Below are 23,712 nucleotides of genomic sequence, written 5' to 3' on the forward strand. Positions count from 1 at the left end.
TAGGGCTTCCACGTCTCTTCTATTCGGGCTATTCGGGCAGGCGGAACAGCTCGCACGCGTTTTTCGTCGTCTGCAGCGCGATCTGCTCTACAGACATGTTGCGGAGCGTCGCGATCTTCTCCGCCACATGGCGGACGAAAGCAGGCTGGTTGCGCTTGCCGCGGTGCGGCTCCGGCGTGAGATAGGGCGAATCGGTCTCCACCAGCAGGCGTTCCAGCGGCACTTTGGCGACCACCTCTTGCGGGCGCTTGCCATTTTTATAGGTGACCGGCCCCCCGAAGGAGAGATAGAAATTCATCTTCAGGCACTCTTGCGCCATCTCCCACGAGCCGGAGAAGCAGTGCATGATCCCGCCGACCTTGACCGCATCCTCCTCTTTTAACAGCTGGAGAATGTCCCCGTGCGCCTCGCGATCATGGATGACGATCGGCAGGTCGAGCTCTTTGGCGATCGCGATCTGCTTGCGGAACATCTGCTGCTGCAGCTCCGGTGTCGTCGTGTCCCAGTGATAGTCGAGGCCGATCTCCCCGATCGCCACCACCTTCTCATGCTTGGCCCAGCTGTACAGCTGCTGGTAATGATCGTCGGTCAGATCGTTCAGATCGCACGGATGGTAGCCGACCGCGCAGAAGATTCCTTCGTGCTGCTCGGCGATCTCCAGCGCTCGCAGGTTCGACTGGTAGTCATACCCTGGGATGGTGATGCGGGAGATGCCGTTTGCTCTGGCAGCTGCGATCAGCTGCGGCACTTCATCTCCCTCCTCACCGCGAAAGTTTGGCGAGTTGAGATGGCAGTGCGTATCGAACAGATTGAGCTCCGACATCTACTTCACCTTCGCCCCGGACGGCATCGGGCCTGCGACGGTCGCCAGCACCAGATCTTCGCCCGCCGACGCTGCCAGGATCATGCCGTGCGACTCCACGCCGCGCAGTTTGACCGGCTTGAGGTTGGCGACCAAGATCACCTTCTGTCCGATCAGCTCTTGCGGCTGATAATATTTTGCGATGCCCGACACCACTTGGCGGCGCTCATCGCCCACCTGCAAGATCAGCTTGAGCAGCTTATCCGCTTTCGGCACCGGCTCGCACTCGACAACTTCTGCGACGCGCAGATCCACCTTGGTAAAATCGTCGATGCCGATCAGCGCCACGCCCTCAGCGCTCGCCTCCTGTTTCGCTTCTGGCTTGGCCTCCGCCTTCGCTGCCACATGTTGTTGCTCTTCGTTGGTCACAGCCGTTCCTCCCATCATCGCTTGAATCGCCGCCGTCTCTTCCGCCACATCGAGGCGCGGGAACAGCGGGTTCCCCTTTTCGATCTTGCCGCCGCTCGGCAGGTTGCCGAAGGAAGCGAGGCTCTCCCACGAGGTCGCCTCACCTGCTGTCAGCCCCAGCTGCGCCCAGATGTTGGCGGGCGCTTTGGTCAATGCGGGCTGGACGAGGATCGAGGAGAAGCGAAGCGATTCGGCGAGGTTGTAGAGCACAGTGTTCAGTCGCTCCTTTTGCCCTTCCTCTTTCGCCAGCACCCACGGGGCGGTCTCATCGATATATTTGTTGGTGCGCGAGATCAGATCCCACACCGCGCCGAGCGCCACCGAGAACTGCATCCGCTCCATCGCCGCTTCAAAACGCTTGACCGAATCGAGCGCCAGCGCATGCAGCGTGCCATCCAGTTCGGTCGCCGCTCCCGGCTGCGGGATGATGCCGCCGTTGTATTTTTCGATCATCGCGATCGTGCGGTTGAGCAGGTTCCCCAGATCGTTTGCCAGGTCGGAGTTGATCCGCGTCACGAACGACTCGGGCGAAAAGACGCCATCCTGACCGAACGGCACCTCTCGCAACAGGTAGTAGCGGAACGCGTCCAGACCGAAGCGATCGATCAGCGGGACAGGGTCGACCACGTTGCCTTTCGACTTGGACATCTTATCGCCTTTCGAGAGGAAGAAACCGTGGCCAAACACTTTCTTCGGCAACGGCAGATCGAGCGCCATCAGGAAGATCGGCCAATAGATCGTGTGAAAGCGCACGATGTCCTTGCCGATCACATGCACGTCGGCCGGCCAGAACGTCTCCCACCGCTTTTTCATCTCCGGATCGTCAGACAGATAGCCGATCGCCGTGATGTAGTTGGTCAGCGCGTCCAGCCAGACATAGATCACATGCTCCGGGTCGCTCGGCACCTTGATGCCCCACTCAAACGTGGTGCGCGACACGCAGAGATCCTCCAGACCTGGCTTCAAGAAGTTGTTCAGCATCTCGTTTTTGCGGGATTCTGGCTCGATGAAGCCGGGGTGATCCGCATAGTATTGGATCAGCCGATCCGCATATTTGCTCATGCGGAAGAAGTACGATTTCTCCCGCACAGATGCCACTTCACGCTTGCAGTCTGGACAGGCATTGCCCGCCTCTTCCACTTGGCGCTCCGTCCAAAACGATTCGCAAGGCGTGCAGTACAGGCCCTCGTACTCGGCCAGGTAGATGTCATCCTGTTCGAGCAAGCGCTGGAAGATCTGCTGAACGACCGCCTTGTGGCGCTCCTCTGTCGTGCGGATAAAATCATCGTAGGAGATGTCGAGCTTGCCCCACAGGTCTTGGATGCCGGCGACGATCTTGTCGACAAACTGGATCGGGGTCACCCCCGCATCTTTTGCTCGCTTCTCGATCTTCTGCCCGTGCTCATCCGTCCCGGTCAAAAACATCACCTGATCTCCGCGCAAACGCTTGTAGCGGGCCATCGCATCGCTACAGACGGTCGTATACGCATGACCGATGTGCAGCTTGTCGCTCGGATAGTAGATCGGCGTCGTGATATAAAATGATTTTGCCATTCTCGTTCCTCCTTTTGATAAAAACACAAAAAAAGCTTTCGCCCCGTTGCCAGGACGAAAGCTGTTGCTTCCGTGGTACCACCTTGCTTCGCCGCCTTTTCACAAAAGCGACCTCTGTGCGTCATCAAGCGGACGCATCCAAAGCTGTAACGGGCTTCTCCCGCCGTCGCCTACACCAGCGCACACAGTCTGACCGACCTTGCGCGCGAGCTCGACCACGATGGCTCCGGAACCATCTTCCTCGCGCGCCTCCGCGTCGGTTTCCACCATCCCGACTCTCTGGTGCGGCTCGTTTGCGAGTACTCTTTCCTTCATCGCCAACTGCTATCTGCTTTCCAAACATATCTTTACCACAAACTAACACGATATACGGAAAGGTGTCAAGAATGAGGCGAAAAAGAAACCCTTTATGTCCACTTTCGAAAAATGGTCATAAAAGACGAAAATTTTCCATACAAAACAGTCTATTTTTTCGTAAAACCTATTGACTGTTATGGGAGTAATTGGTACGCTATAGATGTCGAAAGTTTGTCGAAGATTGTAGAATTCACGTGTCATATAATTCAAGATTAAAAACTGGGGGAGAATTCAAAATGAAATCTACTGGTATCGTTCGTAAAGTTGATGAATTAGGTCGTGTGGTCATTCCGATCGAGCTGCGTCGCACCTTGGGAATTGGCGAAAAGGACGCTTTGGAAATCTATGTGGACGGCGAGCGCATCGTCCTGAAAAAATATGAACCGGCTTGCGTGTTCTGCGGTTCGGCTGATGATATCATCCACTTCCGCGGCAAAAACATCTGCTCGGTCTGCATCGGGGAAATGAGCCGATAACAGCCCTTCGGCACACAAAAAAAGCCCCATCTTCGCTGGCTAGCGATTCAGGGCTTTTTTTGTTGCCCGCTATTCAAACTCCGCTTCGATCACCGCGTTGTAGACCTCTCGCTTGGGCATCCCGCGCTCTTTGGCGACCAGCTTGACCGCCTCTTTTTTCGGAATGCCACTCTGCACCACTTTTTCGACATGATCCGACAAACTGAGTTCTTCCCACCACTTTTTTTCGACAAACGGATTTTCCAGTTCGCCTCCGCTTCCTTCCACGATCACCACAAATTCCCCACGCGGTTTTTCTTTCCGAAACCACTCAAGACACTCGCTCAACTTTCCGCGCGAAAACTGTTCAAACCGCTTCGTCAACTCCCGCCCGATCACCAGATGACGATCCCCCAGCACTTCGAGCAGCGCTTTGATCGTCTCTTCGACCCGATGGGGCGCTTCATAGAAGACGAGCGTGTCCGGATAATGCTTGAGCAGCTCCAGCTCGCGCTGGCGCTTTTTCTTGTCGCGGGGCAGGAAGCCGACAAAGCTGAAGCGTTCGGTCGGCAATCCGGAGGCGATCAGCGCGGTGACGCCTGCGACCGCACCGGGGATCGGCACGACAGCAAACCCTTCTTCCACCGCTGCCCGCACAATATCAGCACCCGGGTCGGAGATGCCCGGCGTGCCCGCGTCGCTGACCAGGGCCACGCTGTCACCCGCCCGCAGGACAGACAGGATCGCCTCCTCTTTGCTGTTCTTGTTGTGCTCATGATAGGAGATCATCCGCGGGCCGGTGATCTCAAAATGGGTGAGGAGCTTGCGCGTCTGGCGCGTGTCTTCCGCAGCGATCACCGCTACGCTCTTCAGCGTCTCGATCGCGCGATAGGTCATGTCCGCCAAGTTGCCGATCGGCGTCGCCACCAGATACAGCTTTCCGCCTGCCGTCTCCTCCTGAAACGAATACAGATGCTTCATCCTCTCACCAATCCTCCTCGTCCCGCGTAGATGTCCAAAATCTCCTTTGAATAGGAGCCGTCCTCCTGATGAACGATCAGCGGCGGGTCGATGCGCAGCTCCGGACGACCTCCTTTGATCGCTTCGATCAACAGGATGTTCGGGCGCTTGTCCGGCCGCGGATGAACGAGCATCATTCGCTTTGGCTCAAGCTTCTGCGCGCGCATCGTCGCGATCAGATCGGCCAGGCGGTCGGGACGGTGTACAAACGCGACCTTCCCTTCATAGCGCACCAGACCTGCCGCGGCCGCCACCGCCTGCTCAAGCGTGCAGGTGATCTCATGCTTGGCGATCTTCACATGATCGTTCAAGCTCTGATCGCCAACCCCGGCCGGGCGGTATGGCGGGTTGCAGACGACGAGGTCGAACGACTCGTTGCCGAACGTCTGCACCGCCTCCCGCGTATCGCCATGCACGATGCGGATCATCTGCTGCAGGCCGTTCCCCTCCACATTGCGCCGCGCCATGTCGGCCAAGCGCTCCTGAATCTCCAGGCCGACGATCTCGCCGCGCTCCGCGCTGCTCCTGGCGGCCAACAGCAGCGGGATCACGCCGTTCCCCGTCCCGAGGTCGATCACGCGGTCTCTGTTGCGCAGCGAGACATAATGGGCGAGCAACACCGCATCTAAAGAAAAGGAGAACACCTGATGGCTTTGGATGATTCGGTAGCTGTTGACCTGCAGATCATCCAATCGCTCTCCCGGTTGTAGTTGAAATGTCATGCGTTCTGATCTCCCCTTCTGCAGAGGCAAAGTTATGCAAGAAGTATAGCACATCTCAAACAAAAACCCCGCGCTCATCCAAGCTCGGGGTGCGATCGCTCACTCTTTTGCTGGTGCGGACAACAGATCGACTCGCTCCTGCAGAGCGACAGACGCTGCTCAGTCGGTCAACGTCGCAAAATAGTCTTGCAACGCTCTTATGGTCACTCCCCGCCCTGTCTTTCATCTGTCCGCCTGTCTGCCAACCGCTGCTCGATCTCCCGCAGCTTGGCCCGCGTGTGGTGCAGTTCGTCCTGCTGCATGATCAGCTGTTCTTTTTGCTCCATCATCTCATCTTGCTGCAGTTTCAACTCTTCCATCTGATCGAGCAGCCTGCGCTCATTCGCCTTGAATCGCAAAAAGATCTGCTTCAAAGAGCGAGTCAGATACCCGATCTCATCCTCGCGCTTGTCATAGGGAAGGTTGATGATCTTCACATCCTCATAATGCTCCGAAAACAGCGCGAGCGTCCGCAAAGGCTTGCCCACATCGCGGGCGAAGCGCACGGCGAACACGCCGATGATCAGCGCGATCAACAGCAAGTATTCCGCATAGTAGAGCGTGTGCTGCTTCACCCTTCTGTCGTTCTCTGTGCGCAGCTCAACTTGTGCGACCAGCATTTGCTCGGCAAACTGCTGGTGCCTGGTTCGCAGCTCGTCCGAAAAGTCCAGATAGCCCGCCTCGGCGGTGATCGTCGTCAGCGCCTCGCGCTGTCCGCTCTCGATCATTCGCTTGCCGACCTCGATCCAGTCGCGCATATAGCTTTGGCTCTCCTCTTCCAAAAAGGTCAGGTGCTCTCGATCCACCTCGGTCAACGCCAGTTGGCGGAACTGCGCGATCCCCTCGTCGACCCGCTTCTTGTTCGCATCGATGCGCGGTAAAAACTGCGGGAGCTGATAGGCGATATACCCCCGATATTCGATCATCAAGTTCGACATGCTCTGGGAAATCTCGGCGGCGAGAGCAACTTTCTTCTCCAGCAGGTTGGCCTGCTCTTCAAACTTGGCCAGCATCGAGCGGTCCGCCCAGTAGAGCACCGCACCTCCGATCAGGATGAAGAGAATCAACAGCCCCATGATCAGGCTCATCTGTTTGACGATGCTCTGTCGCAACTTCCCCCCAGGCTTGTCCTGATCGGCTCGTCCAAAAGGTCGCACCCCCACCAAACTCACCACCCGCATCTCGAAAAATTTAGAAAAATATATAGGATAGCATGAACATTCGTTTCTAGCAGATTCCCCATCTAATGAAAAAGCGATGCGATCACAGCCGACCTGCGCGCCGTCTCCTGATCTCCCAGAGGACGACCAATCCGAGCGCGACCGAGCCGAGCAAGCGGATGCCAGAGGAGATGTAGAACGCCACGTTGATGTCGAACAGGCCCATCACCCACACGCCGAACTGCGGCGCGATGATCGCCGTCAGCCCGATCACCAGCGAGTGCATGGCGATAAACAGAGCTCGCTTATCATCGGGAGACACTTCCAACACCCGATTGAACAGCGTTTGCACGGTGCAGGCGACAAAGATCCCCATCCACAGGTTGAACGCGGCCAGCATCCAGAGGTTCATCGTCAACGCGTACAGCAGCGGTGCGGTCGCAAGCCCGGCCGTGCCGATGCAGAGCGTCCAGCCATGCCCGATCTTTTGCGCCACCTTGCCCCACCACGGATAGGTCAGCACGCCCATCAGCGAGTTGCAGACGGTGATCACCGACACCCACAGGGCGGACATGTTCGCATAGTCGGGCGACATCTGATAGATGTTGAACAGCGGCCACGCCATCTGCCAGCCGAAATGAAACACGGCCGAGGCGGCTGCAAAGATCAGGAAGCGCTGTTCGCGGCGCACCGCCTGCAAGAGTTCCCAGAGCGAATGCCCCTTCTTTTCGACGGTGCGCATCGGCTCTTTGATCTTGATCAGGGTCGACGCCTCCAGCATGCCGACGACAAACGACAGGGCGAAGATCGTCTGATAGGCCCAAGGGGCGCCCCCGTACCAGTAGATGAGCAGTCCGGTCAAGACGGTCGTGATCGTGCCGATGCCCTGGGTGATGCGATTGCGCATCCCGAACACCCGCGCTCGCTGCGAGGCAGGGATCACATCGGCGATAAACGCCTGCCAGGAGAGCTGATAGACCGAAAAGGGGATGTTCATCAGGCCGACCAGCAGGACGAACAGCCAAGCCATCCAGTACAGGTCGAGCGATAGAAACGGAAGAGTGGCAAGAAACAGAAAAAACAGACCGCGAAGATAGATCATCGTGCCGGTAAACTTCTTCTTCGCCACAAGTCGATCAATGAAAAGAGCGCCCGGCAACAAGACGAGAATCCCAGTTAACGCCGGCAACGACGACAACCAAGCGACTTGTGAATCGGACGCTTCCAGTACTTTGATCGCAAACAGGGGAAGGAAGGGTGCCGTCAAATTTTGCGCCAGCACCGCAAAGATTCCCTGTATTGTGTTGATTCTGACATTGTGGCGAAGGTTGCGATACGCCTCCTGCTCGTGCATGAGGTTCGCACCTCCTTCAACATGGATGACTGACCGGTTGACGCGAGTTATTTATGCAAGAACGACAGACAGAACAGGCAGTCCCCTTCGGTGCGGAGACTTCCATAGTGCAGGTTGCAGATGTGGAACCCTTCCTGATACAAGCGCGCCAAGTTGTCATAGCCCTCCCCGAGGGGGACGACCTTGTCACCGGCTTCCGTCTCGTCAACACGCTCCTGATTGTCGAGGCGTTTGCGCAGATTCTCATTTTCCATTTGCAGCTTCTGGTTCTCTTCGATCAGTTCGACGATCTTTTGTTTCAGCGACCCCAACTCGCGATAGAGCTCGCCGATTCGCTCTTCAACACTGGCTACTTGTGCAAAAACGGCCTGTTTATCCAAACCTGTTCACCCCACTAGCAATCCCTCGAGCGTATGGGCCTCCCCAAGCTGTTCTACCTTCCGTCTGCCACCTCAAGGTCCGCATCATACGTGTCGCTCTCAAACTTCAAGCAACACATCAAACGACCGCAAAGACCGGAGATTTTAGCCGGGTTGAGCGAAAGGTTCTGGTCTTTCGCCATCCGAATCGAGACCGGATCAAAATCCCCCAACCAGCTCGAACAGCAAAGAATGCGACCGCATGGTCCGATCCCGCCCAGCAGTTTCGCCTCGTCGCGCACCCCGATTTGACGCAACTCAATACGGGTGCGGAACACGGAAGCGAGGTCTTTGACCAGCTCCCGAAAATCGACGCGACCATCGGCGGTAAAGTAAAAGATGATCTTGTTGCGGTCGAACGTGTATTCCACGTCGACCAACTTCATTTCCATCCCATGATCTGAGATCTTCTGTTGGCAAATCGTAAACGCCTTCTTCGCGGCGACCTTATTTTCCTCCACCTGGGCTGCATCTTTAGCGTCGGCGATGCGAAGCACCCGTTTTAGCGGCAAAACCACATCTCCTTCAGAAACATACTTTTTGCCGATGACGACTTCTCCGTATTCAACGCCACGCGCAGTTTCCACGATGGCAAAATTTCCTTTTTCGATAGGAAGGTCGGCCGGGTCGAAGTAATAAATCTTGCCCGCTTTTTTAAAGCGAATTCCGACTACGGCGAACATAGCTCCTATCCCCCTTGCAGCTGCAAGATCATATGCTCAAGCGAAAGTTGCACGTTAGCATTGCTCTGCAATCTTTTTTTCGTGGTCATGACCGTCTCGATCATGGCGAGCAACTGCTCTTCTGTCGCGCTCATCGCCTGCTGGCGGTAGCGCTCCAGATGGATGTCATGCGCGACTTCGCGCTCCATCCCAAGCCTGACGTGAAGCACATCGCGATACCACCACGCCAAGCAGTCGAGCAATCCCTCGATCTCATGACTCTGCCAGCCATGCTTGATCACTTTTTCCTGAAGAGTGAACAGCGCGTTGTTGCGACGCGCCGAAATCTCTTCTGTCAATTGTAACACCACAGTCAAGATTTCCGCAAACCGCTCTTCGTCTGCAAACTGTTTCGCCGCGCCTGCGCTCTGTTTCATAAAAGCGAGGAATCGCGCCTTCGAAACGGGAATGCCCTCCGCCTGCAACTGCTCCTGCACGACCTGCACCGGACGGCGAGGAAACTGGATCACCTGGCAGCGCGAGATGATCGTCGGCAAAAGCATCGTCTTCGACTCGGCGAGCAGCACGGCCACCACCGGCGACGTCGGCTCTTCCAAAAACTTGAGCAGCGAGTTGGCCGCCTCCACCGTCATCTTGTCCGCCTGATGGATCAGATACACTTTTGACGCGCTCTGCATCGCCTTGCGCGAAAACGCCTTCTGCAGATCGCGCACCTGGGCGATCTTGATCGCGTTGCCTTCCGGCTCGACCACCAGCAGATCCGGGTGGTTGCCCGAGTCGAAGCGGCGGCATTGGTCACAGCTGCCGCACGGCTTGGTCCCGACGCTCTCACAGAGGACCGCTTTGGCAAAATAGGCGGCCGTCTCCTCCTGCCCTGCCCCGGCGGGCCCGAGGAACAGGTAGGCGTGCGCCAACTTCCCGCCGGTCACACTCCGCGACAACATGTCGGCCACAGGGCCTGGTACTGGCCAAGTCATCGCGCTCATTCCCTTCTGCTATGTCAAGATTAGAAATACAAGTTGAGCAACAGCCCGCGAATGTCGCCGATCTTGGCGAGCAGGTCGAGATGGTCCTGCTCATCCCGCACCACCTGTTCGGCAAGCTCTGCCATCAGATCGTCAAGCTGCGAGACGATCTTGTACAGCCGCATCCGCCCGCGGCGGTCAAAGCCCTGCTTCTCCTTCGCGCCGAACCCGCCTTTCACCACCTGCTCCAAAAAGCGTCGCACCTGCTCTTTGTAGTCCTGCAGCGCCTTCCAGGTCATGTTTTTGGCCAGGTGGTTGCCCAGGTTGTCGATCTGGCGCATCAGCTTGTCCAGCTCCGCTCGGGTCAAGCGGGCGTTAGCTTGCTGAAACACATCTTGAAAAGCGGGAGATTTCACATCTCCCGCTCTTGCATCCTCGCGCAATCCGAGTGTTTCGACGAAAGGTCTTTGGTTGTTCCCGATCTTCATCAAAACCGCTCCTCTACCTTTTAAAAATGTGCAAACTGCTGTACGTCGACCACAAACACGGTCGCGCCCCCAACCTGCACCGTGACCGGGTAAGGCACATACGTCTCCCCGCTGCTGCCGCCCATGTTCGACATCGGCGTGACCGTCTTTTCACGCGACTTGCACGTGTCCTTGATCACCTGCAGCACCTCTTCGACGCGCTCTTCCTCCACACCGATCAAAAACGTCGTGTTGCCCGATTTCAAAAATCCACCGGTGCTGGCGAGCTTCGTCGCACCAAACCCCTTTTGAATCAGTTGGTTCGACAGGCGGTTGCTGTCTTTGTCCTGCACGACTGCGATCACAAGTTTCATGGGGAACGCCTCCTATTTGTCAGCATGTAGGAACTGGCGCACATCCTCCCAGATCAAGTCGGTGACCTCCTCGACTGAGCGGGTGCCATCCAAGACGCAAAAGCGATGCGGTTCCACAGCGGCCAGCTGCAAGAACTGATCGCGCACGCGCCCGTGATAGAGCAGATCGCGCTGTTCGATGCGATCAAGCCCGGTGCCGCGGCTCTTGGACACCCGTTCGATGCCCACCTCTGCCGGCACGTCGATCAGATAGGTTCTCGTCGGCCAAAGGCCTTCTGTCGCCCTCTCGTTGAGCTCCCGCACATAGTCGAGCGACAGCCCTAAGCCTGTCGCCTGATAGGCGAGAGATGCATCAATATAGCGGTCGCACAGCACGACAATCTCCTCAGACAGCGCAGGTCGAATCACCTCCGCCACATGCTGCGCTCTGGATGCGGCGTACAAGAGCGCTTCCGTCTTGGCGGTCATCTCACCGTTTTCAGGATCGAGCAGCAAAGCGCGAATCCCATCGCTGATCTTCGTTCCGCCCGGCTCCCGCGTTGTACGATATCGTATGCCATTCTCCTCTAAGCGTTGCGCCAGCCGCTTGATCTGCGTCGATTTGCCGCTGCCATCCGGCCCTTCCAGCGTGAAAAAAAGCCCCACGTCCCGTTACTCCTTCCAATCTATCAAGGAAACAGCCGATCGCCGTATCACTTGCACCGTATTTATCGCTGAATCCTCCGCGCCGGAAAAGCGAACTCCAGCCGCGCGAAGCTGCTCCACGTATTCTACCATGTCCTCTGTCCATTCCTCACCGGGCATCAGGAGCGGAATGCCGGGCGGATAGGGGATCACCATCTCTGCCGACACCCTTCCCGCCGCTTCTCGAAGCGGCACCGTCTCGCTCGGCAGATCGAAAGCTTCATACAGATGAATCGCCCGCTTGCCGACGGGCGGCTCGACTGCGGTCGGCACCGCGAGCGGCTGTCCGCTCGCCGGCAGTTTGGACAGGGCGGTGAGCAACCGCTCCACCTGCCTCGGCCCGTCCGCATAGGACAGCACCGCCAGCACGTTATAGGGGTCGGAGAGCTCAAGCGTCATCCGCCCCGCTCCGTGCAGCCAGTCATAAGCTTCTGTCCCGCTCAGGCCAAGCCCGGTCACCCCGATCGTCCACTTCAGCGGATCGTCCGCGTCGAGCAGTTGAAGCGGATGCATGTCCCGCAGGCGCGCAGCACCTGCTGCTGCTGCTGCCAGCGCCCGCTCCAGCATCTCTCGCCCCTCGGTGACCATCTGATGCCGCGCGCAGTCGAGCGATGCCATCAGCAGGTAGGAAGGGCTGGTGCTCTGCATCAGCTGCAACCGCTTGCGAAGCCGCACGCGATCGACGCGCGCCCCCTGCACGTGAAGCATCGAAGACTGCGTGAGCGAACCGAGCAGCTTGTGCGTGCTCTGCACCGCCAGATCGGCTCCCGACTCCATCGCCGTCTTGGGCAAGCGCTCATGAAAAGCGAAATGCGCCCCGTGCGCCTCATCGACCAACAGCATCATGCCAGCGCGATGCACCACCTCGCCGATCGCCTCCAGGTCGGAGCAGATGCCGTGATAGGTAGGCGAGGTGATCAGAAGCGCCTTCGCCTCCGGGTGCTCCTGCACCGCTCGCTCGACCTCCGCCACCGTCACCCCGCCGGCGATGCCAAACTCAGGGTGTACCGTCGGACGATAGAAGGCGGGCAGCGCGCGGGCGAGCACCAAGCCGTGGATGACAGACTTGTGCAGGTTGCGGGGGACCAAAATCGTATCGTTTTGCGAACAGGCGGCCATCACCATCGCGATGTTGCCCGCCGTGCTTCCATTGATCAGAAAAAAAGTCTCTTCGGCGCCAAACGCGTCGGCCGCCAATCGCTGCGCCTCGCGGATGGCACCCGTTGGTGCATGCAGGTCATCAAGCCCCGGAATCTCCGTCAGATCGAGCCGCCCGGCTGCGCCGAGCCACGATCCCAACTCTCCGGATAGCCCCCGTCCCATCTTGTGACCCGGCACGTGAAACCCGACCGGCTGGCTCCTGAGATGGGAAAGGATCGCCTGCAAGATGGGAATAGTAGATGAAGTCAAAGAAAATCCCCCAATGCTATCATTACTTCGAGATCGTGCGTGCGAGTTCCTTTTTCCTATTATAGTCTTGCCAAATCGCACCATACAACGGAATTTTACCTTTGCAATCTTTCGTTTCTGCTGATGAGAGTGATAGAATAGATTTTATTCAATTTTGGCCTGAGTACATAAAGGAGGAACGAAATAGATGGCAAATGAAAAAATGGCCGGCCTTTCCCTGATCTACCGGCTCGAACTGCAAAACAGCTCGATCACCTTCGGGAAAGTCGCCCAGATCATCGGTGAAGAAGGTGGCGACATCATCGGGGTCGACGTGGTGCACGTGGACAAAAACCTTGTGATCCGCGACGTAAACGTCAACGCGTTTGACCGCCGGCACGGGAAGGTGATCCGCGAGCGGCTGGAAGAGGCGGAAGGCATCCGCGTGGTCAACGTGTCTGACCGCACGATGCTGATGCACTTGGGCGGCAAGATCGAGGTCCGCTCCAAGATCCCCGTTCGCAACCGCGATGAGCTCGCGCGCGTCTACACGCCGCACGTGGCGACGATCTGTGAAGCGATCCATGAAGACCCGAGCAAAGCGTTCAAGCTGACGATCAAGAAAAACACGGTCGCCGTCGTCTCGGACGGTACGGCTGTGCTCGGCCTGGGCGACATCGGTCCATACGCGGCGATGCCGGTGATGGAGGGGAAAGCGATGCTGTTCAAGCAGTTTGCCGGCGTCGACGCGTTCCCGATCTGCTTGGATACGAAGGACACAGAGGAGATCATCGCCCACATCAAAGCGATCGCTCCAGCGTTTGGCGGGATCAACCTCGAAGACATCTCCTCGCCGCGCTGCTTCGAGATCGAAGCCCGCTTGAAAGAAGAGCTGGACATCCCGGTCTTTCACGATGATCAGCACGGCACCGCGGTCGTGTTGCTCGCCGGCTTGATGAACGCCTGCAAGCTGATCGGCAAACGACTGGAAGACCTGAAGGTGGTCGTCACCGGCATCGGTGCGGCGGGCATCGCCTGCACCAAGATGGTGCTGTTGGCCGGATGCAAGAACGTGATCGGCGTCGATCGCATGGGGGTCATCTCGCGCAAGCAAACGTATGACAACCCGATGTGGCAATGGTATGCAGACAATACCAACCCGGAGAATTTGGAAGGCACCCTGTCCGATGTGATTCAAGGCGCGGACGTATTTATCGGCGTCTCGGGACCGGGCGTGCTGACGATCGAGCACCTGAAGTCGATGGCGAAAGATCCGATCGTCTTCGCGATGGCCAACCCCAACCCGGAGATCGACCCGGAAGAAGCGGCACCTTACGTGCGCGTGATGGCGACCGGCCGCTCCGACTACCCGAACCAGATCAACAACCTGCTCTGCTTCCCCGGCATCTTCAAAGGCGCGCTCGACTGCCGCGCTTCTGACATCACCGAAGAGATGAAGTTGGCTGCTGCCCATGCGATCGCCAACGTCGTCAGCGAGGAAGAGCTGTCGGAGCACTACATCATCCCGTCCGTCTTCAACAAGAAGGTCGTCCAAGCGGTTCGCCTCGGCGTGATCGAAGCTGCCTACAGCTCCGGCGTCGCCCGCAGACGATACCGCGACTACAGCGACAAGCAATAGGGCGGAGGAGAGACTGCGATGAACACATCCAACTCGCTTCTGCTCATCGTCCTGCTCGCCGCCATCGGCTCAGTTCTCGCGCTGATGGTCTATGTCTACCCGAACAGCATCTACACCTGGGCGCTCGTGCTCGACGGACTGGGCATTCTCGGTGTGGTCGCCTATGAGCTGCGGAAAAAATTTCGCAAGTAGAAGAAAAAGGATCGAGGGAATCGGCGCGAGGGGCGGACATCTGTTCACCATGAAAAAAGGGACGCCATCATCGGCCTCCCGCTACGAAATGGCCTCCAGCCAGATCTGCTTCATGCGCGCCACATAGTAGCTGTATTTTTCATCCTGCACATCTGTCGCGACGATCTCGCGCTCGCAGTCCTGACAGAGGAATTGCGAGATGATGCGAATGCCTTGCTGCTTTGCTTCCCCGCAAATGATACAGATACCACCGTTCCTTTTTTCTCTGAACACGTTCAGCTCTTCCATCCTGTTCACCATCCTTCGCCGCCAGTCTCTCTAGCAATCCATTATAACGATTTCGAAGAGTTTTATACGTGCAAAAAAAGCCGATGTTTCTGATTTCCAGAATAGAAACATCGGCTTCTTGCATATACGTCATATCGTGTGCCTCAAACCATCCAGATGTTGATAACGACCAGCGCTGCCACGCCGGGCAACCCGAGCACGGCGGTGGTCGCGGCGGTGAATGGGTTGATGGCGATGTGAAAGCCGAAAGATGCCCCGATCAGATTGATCACAACCAGTGCGACCACGCCGACGATCAACCCGCGAAGCAGGCCGATGATCGCAGGACCTGGCTCACGCAAAAAAGTGGCGACCATATAGATGAGCACGACACTTCCGACGAGCATCCCAATCACTTGCCATGCTGACATCGTTTCCCCCCCTTGTCCTCCTCCCTACTCTATGCGCCATCGCATGCGATCATGATAGGGGCGGGAGGTAAAGCGGCAGAAAAAAGCGAAAAAAAAGCGGTGACAAAGGTCACCGGCTCAAGGGAGCGAGGCATCGTTCTCCCCCGCCCTGGGAGGCCATCCAAAATGTTAAACTTTGGTGGTCACTTCCTAGTATATCAGAATTTCGACGAAATATGCAGAGATATTTGTTACCATTATGTTACATAATACAAAAAGCACTTGGTAGCTTCCCTCGCTTCCAAACGCTGACTGGACATATTCACCGATGATCAAATCGTTGAGCGTGCATACTGGCAATCGTTTTGCACAACCATCTTACAGTTATCCGATCTGCTTGCTCATCTATAAATTACATAAGGGATTAATTATCAAATATCACCGTATTATCACAAAACCTTTACATCGCTATCTTACCACAGTCACCTTGCTGTAAGCAATGAGAAATCGATGAAAATGGGCGTGATTCTCCTCGCGAAGCAGTTCTGCCTGCGCTCGCTCAGATCGCAATCGGCCATTGTAACAGCCCGCTTCCCCTTCCTTTTCCTCCCTTTTCCTCCAAAAAAACCTCGTCCTAGTTTGACGAGGTGGAGATTGCTCAGTCGCTTCTGATCAGGACACTTGTGGGATTCTTGGCTATCATCCTACGATATGATGCAACGTGATATTAATGTGTGATCTCGTATTTTCCGAAAAATATAAAAATTAACTCGATCGTTCAATCGATTGATAACTAAGGGGTATAAGATAATGGTAATGTCTTATTAATGGGGGCTATGATTGCAGGGCCAGGCGGATTGGTTTCAGCAGCAAATCTGTCGACGCTCGTATTCCCGATCACCAGCGCTACAATCGCTACTGCTAACAACCCGCGGACTACTTTCCTTCTCATCAGAATCCCTCCTCGTTGAGAAATGTGCGTTTTTTGTCCATGAGCAGGCGACTCTTTTCATAGTAACGCACCACAGATTCAAAGTCACGTTTCTCCGAGTAAAATTCCATTAATGATTTACAAGCATGATAGCGAATGTTAACGTCGAGATGTAAATCACATGCAATTCTCTCCGCATACGAGGGATCATCTTTTGCAAAAGTGTACATAATTTGTAGCTTTGCCCAATAATCAGGATATTCTAAAGCGAGCGTGTGATACGCCTCCACCATTTTTACAACGGTGGGGTAGTCTCGAAGTTGCATCAATGATTTTACATATTCTTTGACCGCAAGAATCAGGATGTTCTCAAACGGCTTCACAAACTCGATTGCTTCAGCCAACGCATTTGCAGATGCTCGATAGTTTCCCAGCCGATATTCACAATGCGCAAGGTTGATCAGGCCATTCCCAATCTGCTCATTTGACCCTGTCTCTTCGAAGTATTTGAAAGAGCGATGCGCATGTTGTTTGGCAAGTTCATAATCCCCCCGCTCTTCCTGAATCTTCATCCGGGTATACTCTGCCATTCCCATCTTCAGCGGGTCGTTCGCAAACGCCAGCTCCACCACATCGAGCAATTCCTCAAGGTGACTGTACTCTTTGCGAATCGAATAGGTCATCATCAGATTTGCTGTCACGATGTTCAGCAGATGTTTTTTCGCATACCGCTCGTGCAGTTTCTTCGCATATTCTAGCGCCTTCAACCAAGTCGTGTGCGCATCGTCAAAAGAACGTTGAAAATATTGGACTTTCGCCAAGCTGTTGAGACTGTTGCCTTTCTCCGAAAGGCCCATCGCCCCGGCAACCAGCTCGTTCACAATCACCCACGCCCGTTGCAACATCTCTTTCGTTCGCTTCCGCAGCAGTTCGTTCAGCTCATCTGTCTGGTTCCGAATATCGCTCTGCATGATGCGATCGATCGGCAGCTTCAGATCTTTCGCGATCTTCTCTAACTCGAACGTATAGATCTCCCGCTTGCCCTTTAACATCAGCCGAAGAGTCTCCGTATGTATCCCCAGGCGACCTGCCATCGCCACATTCGAATAATAGCCGCCCTTTTCCTTCTTTATTTCCTCTATTCTTTGCCCTAACGGGATTTTGTCTACTTCTGTATATTTTGGTGCGAGAAGCGTACTCATTCGAATACCCCCGTCTGACAAATATATCTATTCTATGTTTAGCGAAAAATCACACTTTATTTTTATTAATTATATCAACATACATACTAGGTGTATATATTCTTCTGAATCTCCGCTAAACTTGTCGCAGGGGTGTGTTCATATTTCGTGTTTGCGGCCCGTACTCCGCTTTCAGTTACCAAAAAGTCAGACGTGCCATCAGAGTTGAGCATGCGCGTCTCATTTTACACACGTGAGACTCGTATGTACACACAAGGGTAGGGGTGGGTCATGTAAAAAGCGCCCCTCTATTCGAGGAGCGCTTGGTATTGCTGTGAAAGACTTGTTTCTTAGGCAAAGAAGGTCTTGATCCACAAGTTGCTCGAATCCACTAGAAAGTTGATTCTCAGTAATTTTGATACTCTATTACTGCATTCAAATCGGTGAGCTTTTGGATCAGGTTCCCATGCCCACGATGTAAGTGCTCAATACCGTGGACATACGTAGCATCTTTGGCTGCCAACCCTGCACAGACCAATGAGGTTATAGATCGAATGTCATTTCCGTAAACGTTGGAGCCGGTTAGAGGAGTACCGCCGTGAACGCGAACGATATTGCTTGACTGACTAATGTTCGCTCCCATCTTTCGAAGCTCGTATACATGCGCAAACCGCTCTTTGAAAACGATATCCGAGATGATCGATTCACCCGGTGCTTTCGTAGCCAAACTAGTAATGATCGGCTGCAGGTCGGTTGGGAGTCCTGGATATGGCATGGCAGTGACGCGTATAGGATGAGTTAACGTTGACCGCAACACTTCTACGATGCCATCTTTTCTGATATGCAATCTTACCCCAATTTGGTTAAGCAGGGACAATAGGGATCGATTATGCGCTGGGACCACACCTTTAATAATCCCTTCTCCCCCCGTCATCACCATGGCTGCCAAGATCGTTCCCGCCTCCAAACGGTCTGGGATGACTTCATGCTCGACACCCCGTAACTTCTTATCTGTGCCTTTTACGTGTAACGTACTGGTTCCAGCCCCCTTGATATTGGCACCCATCTTGTTAAGCATGTGAACAAGGTCTATCACTTCCGGTTCGCGGGCAGCATTTTCAATCACCGTCACCCCTTCTGCAAGAGCAGCAGCCATCAAAACGTTCTGCGTTGCTCCTACGCTTGGGAAGGCAAGGTAGACCCGCCCCCCGATCAGCGGAAAACGGGTTGCTTTTGCATAGATATATCCGCCTTGAATCGTGGTTTCGACCCCGAGTGCAGCCAGCGCGTCAACATGCAGATCCACTGGTCGGTCACCGATCATATCCCCGCCGGGGATCGGTATTTCCGCCTCTCCCAACAGGGCAATTAAAGGTCCGAGGAAAAGCAAAGAGGCTCGTATTTTGGAAGCAAGATATTTGGAAACCTTTCCGTTTTTCAATTCCCCACATACTTTTACCGTAGAACCTTGTCGTTTGCTTTCCATGCCTAATTCATGAAGAATTTCGATCATTACATCCGTATCTGTGATAGCAGGCACGTTTTTCAGTGTTGCCCATCCTTCTCCGATCAGCGTAGTGGCAGCGAGCAACGGTAGCACCGAATTTTTCGATCCATCTATCGTTGTTTTACCTTCAAGCGGTCGGCCACCGATAATTTTTAGTCTGGTCTCGAGCGAAAGTGTCTGTTTTGCAATCGACTGAACGAACATTTCGATCTCCGTTTCTCGTTAGATAAATGTTGCTGCTGCAGGAAGATCCTCTTCTTGTCGCTTTTCCCTGCCGTACATGGAGTCATAAATAGACCTCCCAAAAGTTTCTCGACCAATTAGTGATTTCATTACTTCGTTGCTACCATCAGCAATCACCAATCCACGAGTATCACGAAGGCGTTGTTCGAGGCCGTACTCTCGACAATATCCACGAGCGCCATGAATTTGAATTGCATGATCAATCGCTCTGTGGGCAACTTCCGTTCCATACCATTTTGCCATGGCGACTTCACGAATGCAGGGTTGCCCTAAGTCGAGCATATTGAGCGCACGATAGCACAGCAATTTCGCCGCATCTAGTTCGGTTAAGCTCTCCGACACTTTGTGCATCACCGAGTGGAAGCGTGCCAGAGGGCCACCGAATACATTGCGTTCTTTCGAGTAAGCGATCGCTTGATCAATTGCCTCTTTGGCACTTCCGATACAGATCAGTGCCATTAGGATTCGCCAGTAACCGAAGTGATGGTTAAAGATCTCGAACGCTTGTCCTACCGCACCTAGTCTATTCTCTTCCGGCACAAAAACACCGTTAAGCTCAAAGCCACCGTATGACCAGCCTTTTAACCCCATCGGACTGTAAGCATACTTGCTTATCTTTGGATCATCCATATCAACTAGGAACGCTGTAAGGTCATTGACACCGGGGTTCAGGTTAGTTTTTGCAAATACGACAAAAACTCCCGCCTCTTCCACCCGGCTCACCCATTCTTTCCGTCCCTGCAAAACGTACCCATTTTCAACTCGCCTCGCAAAGGTTTTCGTGGAAGACAGATCAGAGCCAGTGTCCCGTTCGGTCAAGCCCACACCCACCAAAATATCTCCTTTCAACAGGTCTGGCAAATACCGTTCTTTTTGATATTTTGATCCAAACTGATCGATCATCAGGCCATGACCTGCCCCAAACAATTCACGACAGTTGACAGAGCATCTTCCCATCTCTTCATAAATCAAGCCCATCGTTAAGGCGTTTAGATTGTGGCCTCCACCCTCAATTGATACGTCCAATCCGATCAACCCTGCGCGACCCGCATTTTGCCGAACATGCCATGGGAATTTCTCACTTGCATCTACTGCGAACTCGTTGTTCACATCCTGTTCAATCAGGAAATGACGTATCTTTTGTAGCCAATAAACGTCATTTTGATCATATGAAAAATTCATATCTTCGCCCCATTCAGTTTTTATTACTCCATTTCGGTCAGCACTTCTTCGTAACCGTTTGGAGTTCTATGCTCTTCATCCAATTCACGCTGTACTTTTGCTGGGTTGCCAAAAGCGATGGTGTATGGTGGAACGTCCTTTGTGACGACAGAACCGGAACCAACCATTGCCATTTTGCCAATGCGTACGCCGGAAAGCAGTGTGGTTCCAGATCCTACGCGTGCGCCAAACTCAACGTAAGGGGGGAGAAGGTTAGGTTCACGATCATTTCGTTTCCAAGTTAGAAACTTATCATTTACAGTGATGACACCCGCTCCAAGGAATGCACGATCTTCCACTGTCATACAAGATGTGATATGAGTGTGGGGAGAAACTCGAACCCAATTGCCTAACTTGCTGTCATGTTCCACGATCACATGGTGTGACAAAACAACATTGTTACCAAGTGATGCATTAGTACGAAGAATACAACCGTGACCGATACGGCAATCCGAACCGATCGTCACGCCTTCATAAATGATGGCCCCAGCTCGCACAATCGTATGATCACCAATTGAAATCTGACGAAGCTCCCCTTCATTAGTTTCTTCACGATTCGCTACCAACACCATTTCTTCGATGATAACCCCTTTGCCAAGTGTCAAAATCCCGTTATCAATTAGTTCTTGAATCTTGTTATTCACTAGTAACAACCCCCAAAACTGATTATTATTCATGTCCAAGAAACTGGTTGCCCAGAATATTGAACAATGTTGTAGCGCTTCAATTTTAACTGACAGTAAATCGACTTTGTTTGAACCAAGCAATTGGGTCGAAATTCGGATTGCGACACTCTGGAAAAGGATATGGAAGTTGCTTGCTCTTGTATCCTACAACCTCAGGATCTTCTTCACAGGAAAATCCGTACTGTTTGCACATCTTTTCGATAAGTTCAACTGGTATTCCGTAAGTACCGTGCAGGTCTTTGATCTCTTCAAAACAAACTTCTAAACGAGCTCTTGACTTCAAAGTTTTCACCAGCCGTTTGGTTTGGGCACCGACGTTTTTAGCGAAGCTAATAAATTCGTTTTGAAAAACCTTGACCATTTGATCTTGCTCGATGATCTCCCCTCGGAACAGGTCTGGTTCATACTCGTATAGTGATTTGAGCATGGCAGATGACATCTTCTCCCAATGAAAGTTGGTCGGTTCCAATTCATGCTGCATGAGGATCGTACTAATTTCTCTGATCAACTTGCGAAGCACATACTCTGCTTTTTTGGGTCCAGGCTGTAGGCCAGTTAACATCAGTGCTGTTGCAAGCCGAAGTGATGAACCGAGAACACGTAGATCCGGTTTAGGCAAATTTGGATACAATTTGTCCAAGCACTCAGCAACGGGCCGATAGTTCTCAGTTTCAAAAAATGACTCTACCCCTTCCAGAATAAAGAGAAGGCGATCATAAAAAAACGCACTATCGAGCATCGATATTTCGCCTTTTTGCCCGATCAACACCAGATTGGTAATCGGAATTAGGCCCCCGTTATAGTGGTAGAGGATTTTCACATAGATGGCTTCCTGAGTAAGTTCTGGAATCTTACAGATCAACTGTTCTTTTACAGACGAGATAATATTCGTAAAACCATGCGCTCTGACAATTCGCATCATTGACTCATTGTCAGACGCTATTTGCCAATAGAACCGCTCTTTCACAAGCCCTAAGCTTTCGATCAGGAAGTCGTGTACGAACCCGACATAGTGATCTAAGCGTTCAGGCTGAAAATTATATAATGCAAATAACTTTTGGAAATTCGTGACAATTGGATTGTGCGAAATTTTCACTTTCCCCATACTTCTCACACATAATTGGCTGATCGACCTAGGTGTTTCTTCCTGACCATTTAGAAAAATGTCCAACACGTTCAGCATCGGCGAAAATGTAAAAAATGGTGTCACTTCTTTGTTTAACAAGATGTCTTTAGATGGGAGGGACTGATACCCCCATTTTAAGGATTGAAGAGCAAACTGTTCACTAATATGCTTATGGACAATTGATGCGTTACTCAAAATCATCTCACCTTCTATTCCCAAATTGTTTGCCGATCGAGGTATTCGATAACCTGTAGAATACGTTTTTTAGCTTGCTCAGTTGAGCTTCCTTCGACCATGAAGGAAGCGAACGTATCAAAGTAGTTTCTTTGTCGCTCATAGGTTTTGCCTACAATACCGTTTAGACGACTGCGCACGCACCAAGGGTAGTCAATCTTTTCAGGCATAGAGATCAGCTTCTTTGTTCGAGGAGGCATGAGGTAATGGGCAGTTATTACCTTCGGATTTGAAGGCGGTATGGGATCAATCAATCCACACTGGGCACGAGTTACATATCGATCCATTTCTAGCCTGTACGAGTGATAAATGCAGTGTGGAGACCAACTACCAGCTGTTCGCGAAGCGATTTCACAGAAGACTAATTCATCTTGTGGTGTTAAAAAAAATTCAGCGTGAAATGCGCAGATATTCGGTGTCGGCAATGACCTCAGCACCTCACGCACTGCCTTCTTCAAACGTATGCTCATCGCATCATCCGGCTCAAGCAGCACATCCCCCACACCTTTTCCTAGATTGAAAGAAAGGCAATCATTCAAGTACTCAAACGAACAATCAAATATCACCTCTCCACCAACAATCAGACCATCACTGTGATACATTTTCACATGATGAACAAATGCCTCCACCATCAGATTAGGATTATGAGATTTGGAGAGGAAATCGTTCAACTCCTCCTGTGTACGAATCAAATGGACATCGGAGGAGGCAAAGCCAGTACGTGGTTTGATCACAACGGGAAGACCGTGCTTTTCAACAAATTTAGTGAGCGTTGTATCGGCGATCGCAGCAAAAGCTGGCACTTTGACAGATGAACGCTCTACATGTTCTTTCATAACGCACTTGTCCCGAAAAGCTATCGCGCTCTCCAAAGACTGCCCGCGAAGTCCAAGACGAGTACGGAGGCGTCCAGCGCGGATCAGATCCGATTCTTCCAATGCAATCAAAGTATGGAAGGGACGTGATGCATAGAGTTGTAGTGCCTCTTCCTCGACAAGCTCATTTTCAGGAAAATTCTGAACACCAATTCGAACAGAAAATTCCTCAAACCCTTCTACAGCCTTGTCACTACCAATCATGAATAATTCTTCTGGCAACGTAGCCAACCATTCCGAATAAGGCTTTCTCTCTTTAGCGTGTCGATTAAAGATTAAGATGGACAT

General features: G+C 53.2%; 23 protein-coding genes and 1 pseudogene. 3 read left to right on the forward strand and 21 right to left on the reverse strand.

Annotated features, from left to right (window positions below; genetic code table 11):
• Positions 1 to 28 precede the first annotated feature (28 nt).
• Positions 29 to 823, reverse strand: a complete 795-nt coding sequence (locus ACFSOY_RS12040) for a TatD family hydrolase (RefSeq protein ID WP_386046980.1) — start codon at positions 821 to 823, stop codon at positions 29 to 31.
• Positions 824 to 2,824: a methionine--tRNA ligase gene (gene metG / locus ACFSOY_RS12045; RefSeq protein ID WP_386046982.1), complete on the reverse strand. Its 2,001-nt coding sequence runs from the start codon at positions 2,822 to 2,824 to the stop codon at positions 824 to 826.
• 593 nt (positions 2,825 to 3,417) lie between these two features.
• Here metG and ACFSOY_RS12050 point away from each other — a divergent pair.
• The gene (locus ACFSOY_RS12050) at positions 3,418 to 3,657 is read left to right on the forward strand and encodes an AbrB/MazE/SpoVT family DNA-binding domain-containing protein (RefSeq protein ID WP_038088386.1); all 240 of its coding nucleotides are present in this window, start codon (positions 3,418 to 3,420) and stop codon (positions 3,655 to 3,657) included.
• Positions 3,658 to 3,726: 69 nt separating this feature from the next.
• On the opposite strand, the gene rsmI is transcribed toward ACFSOY_RS12050, so the two are convergent.
• The 11 genes and pseudogenes from rsmI to ACFSOY_RS12105 all read right to left on the reverse strand — a co-directional run bounded on the left by rsmI (position 3,727) and on the right by ACFSOY_RS12105 (position 12,933).
• A complete protein-coding gene (rsmI, locus tag ACFSOY_RS12055) occupies positions 3,727 to 4,617 on the reverse strand; it encodes a 16S rRNA (cytidine(1402)-2'-O)-methyltransferase (protein WP_386046984.1) in 891 nt (296 codons plus the stop codon).
• A complete protein-coding gene (locus ACFSOY_RS12060) occupies positions 4,614 to 5,378 on the reverse strand; it encodes a tRNA1(Val) (adenine(37)-N6)-methyltransferase (protein WP_386046986.1) in 765 nt (254 codons plus the stop codon). The genes rsmI and ACFSOY_RS12060 overlap by 4 nt, the downstream gene beginning before the upstream one ends.
• Positions 5,379 to 5,581: 203 nt before the next feature.
• The gene (locus ACFSOY_RS12065) at positions 5,582 to 6,580 is read right to left on the reverse strand and encodes an MCP four helix bundle domain-containing protein (protein WP_386046988.1); all 999 of its coding nucleotides are present in this window, start codon (positions 6,578 to 6,580) and stop codon (positions 5,582 to 5,584) included.
• A 100-nt stretch (positions 6,581 to 6,680) separates the two neighbouring features.
• Positions 6,681 to 7,931 (reverse strand): MFS transporter, encoded by a 1,251-nt coding sequence (locus tag ACFSOY_RS12070; protein ID WP_386046990.1) that lies wholly within the window; start codon positions 7,929 to 7,931, stop codon positions 6,681 to 6,683.
• Positions 7,932 to 7,978: 47 nt separating this feature from the next.
• Positions 7,979 to 8,311, reverse strand: coding sequence for a DNA replication initiation control protein YabA (yabA, locus tag ACFSOY_RS12075; RefSeq protein ID WP_386046992.1), 333 nt, complete (start codon positions 8,309 to 8,311; stop codon positions 7,979 to 7,981).
• 80 nt (positions 8,312 to 8,391) lie between these two features.
• Positions 8,392 to 9,033: pseudogene (locus tag ACFSOY_RS12080) on the reverse strand (PSP1 domain-containing protein); the annotation flags it as partial.
• Between the two features lie 5 nt (positions 9,034 to 9,038).
• Positions 9,039 to 10,010: a DNA polymerase III subunit delta' gene (gene holB / locus ACFSOY_RS12085; protein ID WP_386046994.1), complete on the reverse strand. Its 972-nt coding sequence runs from the start codon at positions 10,008 to 10,010 to the stop codon at positions 9,039 to 9,041.
• A 29-nt stretch (positions 10,011 to 10,039) separates the two neighbouring features.
• Positions 10,040 to 10,486: a YaaR family protein gene (locus ACFSOY_RS12090; protein ID WP_386046995.1), complete on the reverse strand. Its 447-nt coding sequence runs from the start codon at positions 10,484 to 10,486 to the stop codon at positions 10,040 to 10,042.
• Between the two features lie 20 nt (positions 10,487 to 10,506).
• Entirely contained in the window at positions 10,507 to 10,839 is a 333-nt protein-coding gene (locus tag ACFSOY_RS12095) for a cyclic-di-AMP receptor (protein ID WP_386046997.1), read from the reverse strand.
• A gap of 12 nt (positions 10,840 to 10,851) precedes the next feature.
• Positions 10,852 to 11,484 (reverse strand): dTMP kinase, encoded by a 633-nt coding sequence (gene tmk, locus ACFSOY_RS12100; RefSeq protein ID WP_386046999.1) that lies wholly within the window; start codon positions 11,482 to 11,484, stop codon positions 10,852 to 10,854.
• Between the two features lie 6 nt (positions 11,485 to 11,490).
• Positions 11,491 to 12,933, reverse strand: coding sequence for an aminotransferase class I/II-fold pyridoxal phosphate-dependent enzyme (locus tag ACFSOY_RS12105; protein ID WP_386047001.1), 1,443 nt, complete (start codon positions 12,931 to 12,933; stop codon positions 11,491 to 11,493).
• Positions 12,934 to 13,120: 187 nt separating this feature from the next.
• On the opposite strand from ACFSOY_RS12105, the gene ACFSOY_RS12110 reads away from it, so the two are divergent.
• Together ACFSOY_RS12110 and ACFSOY_RS12115 are read left to right on the forward strand one after the other, a co-directional pair.
• Positions 13,121 to 14,551, forward strand: coding sequence for an NAD-dependent malic enzyme (locus ACFSOY_RS12110; RefSeq protein ID WP_386047002.1), 1,431 nt, complete (start codon positions 13,121 to 13,123; stop codon positions 14,549 to 14,551).
• Positions 14,552 to 14,569: 18 nt separating this feature from the next.
• Entirely contained in the window at positions 14,570 to 14,743 is a 174-nt protein-coding gene (locus ACFSOY_RS12115; RefSeq protein ID WP_386047004.1) for a hypothetical protein, read from the forward strand.
• A gap of 81 nt (positions 14,744 to 14,824) precedes the next feature.
• Here the strand turns inward: ACFSOY_RS12115 and ACFSOY_RS12120 are convergent, their stop codons facing one another.
• From ACFSOY_RS12120 to ACFSOY_RS12155, 8 genes are all read right to left on the reverse strand, one after another.
• A complete protein-coding gene (locus ACFSOY_RS12120; protein ID WP_386047006.1) occupies positions 14,825 to 15,031 on the reverse strand; it encodes a sigma factor G inhibitor Gin in 207 nt (68 codons plus the stop codon).
• Between the two features lie 143 nt (positions 15,032 to 15,174).
• Positions 15,175 to 15,441 carry a pro-sigmaK processing inhibitor BofA family protein gene (locus tag ACFSOY_RS12125; RefSeq protein WP_386047008.1) on the reverse strand — a complete coding sequence of 89 codons (267 nt, stop codon included), beginning with the start codon at positions 15,439 to 15,441 and terminating at the stop codon, positions 15,175 to 15,177.
• Between the two features lie 930 nt (positions 15,442 to 16,371).
• Complete coding sequence (locus tag ACFSOY_RS12130; RefSeq protein WP_386047010.1) at positions 16,372 to 17,553, reverse strand: hypothetical protein; 1,182 nt, start codon at positions 17,551 to 17,553, stop codon at positions 16,372 to 16,374.
• A gap of 385 nt (positions 17,554 to 17,938) precedes the next feature.
• Positions 17,939 to 19,243, reverse strand: coding sequence for a UDP-N-acetylglucosamine 1-carboxyvinyltransferase (murA, locus tag ACFSOY_RS12135; RefSeq protein ID WP_386047012.1), 1,305 nt, complete (start codon positions 19,241 to 19,243; stop codon positions 17,939 to 17,941).
• An 18-nt stretch (positions 19,244 to 19,261) separates the two neighbouring features.
• On the reverse strand, positions 19,262 to 20,464 hold the full coding sequence (locus ACFSOY_RS12140) for an acyl-CoA dehydrogenase family protein (RefSeq protein ID WP_386047014.1): 1,203 nt from the start codon (positions 20,462 to 20,464) through the stop codon (positions 19,262 to 19,264).
• 23 nt (positions 20,465 to 20,487) lie between these two features.
• Positions 20,488 to 21,147 carry an acyltransferase gene (locus ACFSOY_RS12145; RefSeq protein ID WP_386047016.1) on the reverse strand — a complete coding sequence of 220 codons (660 nt, stop codon included), beginning with the start codon at positions 21,145 to 21,147 and terminating at the stop codon, positions 20,488 to 20,490.
• An 85-nt stretch (positions 21,148 to 21,232) separates the two neighbouring features.
• Positions 21,233 to 22,510: an alanine--tRNA ligase-related protein gene (locus ACFSOY_RS12150; RefSeq protein WP_386047018.1), complete on the reverse strand. Its 1,278-nt coding sequence runs from the start codon at positions 22,508 to 22,510 to the stop codon at positions 21,233 to 21,235.
• A 14-nt stretch (positions 22,511 to 22,524) separates the two neighbouring features.
• Positions 22,525 to 23,712 carry an ATP-grasp domain-containing protein gene (locus ACFSOY_RS12155; protein ID WP_386047020.1) on the reverse strand — a complete coding sequence of 396 codons (1,188 nt, stop codon included), beginning with the start codon at positions 23,710 to 23,712 and terminating at the stop codon, positions 22,525 to 22,527.

Source organism: Tumebacillus lipolyticus (genome assembly GCF_042682745.1).
GTDB classification, from domain to species: Bacteria; Bacillota; Bacilli; order Tumebacillales; family Tumebacillaceae; genus Tumebacillus_A; species Tumebacillus_A lipolyticus.

What these genes read in the sequence shown, in the direction of transcription:
- ACFSOY_RS12040 (WP_386046980.1), bottom strand. Translation starts at nt 823, where the DNA reads ATGTCGGAGCTCAATCTGTTCGATACGCACTGCCATCTCAACTCGCCA.
- metG (WP_386046982.1), bottom strand. Translation starts at nt 2,824, where the DNA reads ATGGCAAAATCATTTTATATCACGACGCCGATCTACTATCCGAGCGAC.
- ACFSOY_RS12050 (WP_038088386.1), top strand. Translation starts at nt 3,418, where the DNA reads ATGAAATCTACTGGTATCGTTCGTAAAGTTGATGAATTAGGTCGTGTG.
- rsmI (WP_386046984.1), bottom strand. Translation starts at nt 4,617, where the DNA reads ATGAAGCATCTGTATTCGTTTCAGGAGGAGACGGCAGGCGGAAAGCTG.
- ACFSOY_RS12060 (WP_386046986.1), bottom strand. Translation starts at nt 5,378, where the DNA reads ATGACATTTCAACTACAACCGGGAGAGCGATTGGATGATCTGCAGGTC.
- ACFSOY_RS12070 (WP_386046990.1), bottom strand. Translation starts at nt 7,931, where the DNA reads ATGCACGAGCAGGAGGCGTATCGCAACCTTCGCCACAATGTCAGAATC.
- holB (WP_386046994.1), bottom strand. Translation starts at nt 10,010, where the DNA reads ATGACTTGGCCAGTACCAGGCCCTGTGGCCGACATGTTGTCGCGGAGT.
- ACFSOY_RS12090 (WP_386046995.1), bottom strand. Translation starts at nt 10,486, where the DNA reads ATGAAGATCGGGAACAACCAAAGACCTTTCGTCGAAACACTCGGATTG.
- ACFSOY_RS12095 (WP_386046997.1), bottom strand. Translation starts at nt 10,839, where the DNA reads ATGAAACTTGTGATCGCAGTCGTGCAGGACAAAGACAGCAACCGCCTG.
- ACFSOY_RS12110 (WP_386047002.1), top strand. Translation starts at nt 13,121, where the DNA reads ATGGCAAATGAAAAAATGGCCGGCCTTTCCCTGATCTACCGGCTCGAA.
- ACFSOY_RS12115 (WP_386047004.1), top strand. Translation starts at nt 14,570, where the DNA reads ATGAACACATCCAACTCGCTTCTGCTCATCGTCCTGCTCGCCGCCATC.
- ACFSOY_RS12120 (WP_386047006.1), bottom strand. Translation starts at nt 15,031, where the DNA reads ATGGAAGAGCTGAACGTGTTCAGAGAAAAAAGGAACGGTGGTATCTGT.
- ACFSOY_RS12125 (WP_386047008.1), bottom strand. Translation starts at nt 15,441, where the DNA reads ATGTCAGCATGGCAAGTGATTGGGATGCTCGTCGGAAGTGTCGTGCTC.
- ACFSOY_RS12130 (WP_386047010.1), bottom strand. Translation starts at nt 17,553, where the DNA reads ATGAGTACGCTTCTCGCACCAAAATATACAGAAGTAGACAAAATCCCG.
- murA (WP_386047012.1), bottom strand. Translation starts at nt 19,243, where the DNA reads ATGTTCGTTCAGTCGATTGCAAAACAGACACTTTCGCTCGAGACCAGA.
- ACFSOY_RS12140 (WP_386047014.1), bottom strand. Translation starts at nt 20,464, where the DNA reads ATGAATTTTTCATATGATCAAAATGACGTTTATTGGCTACAAAAGATA.
- ACFSOY_RS12155 (WP_386047020.1), bottom strand. Translation starts at nt 23,712, where the DNA reads ATGTCCATCTTAATCTTTAATCGACACGCTAAAGAGAGAAAGCCTTAT.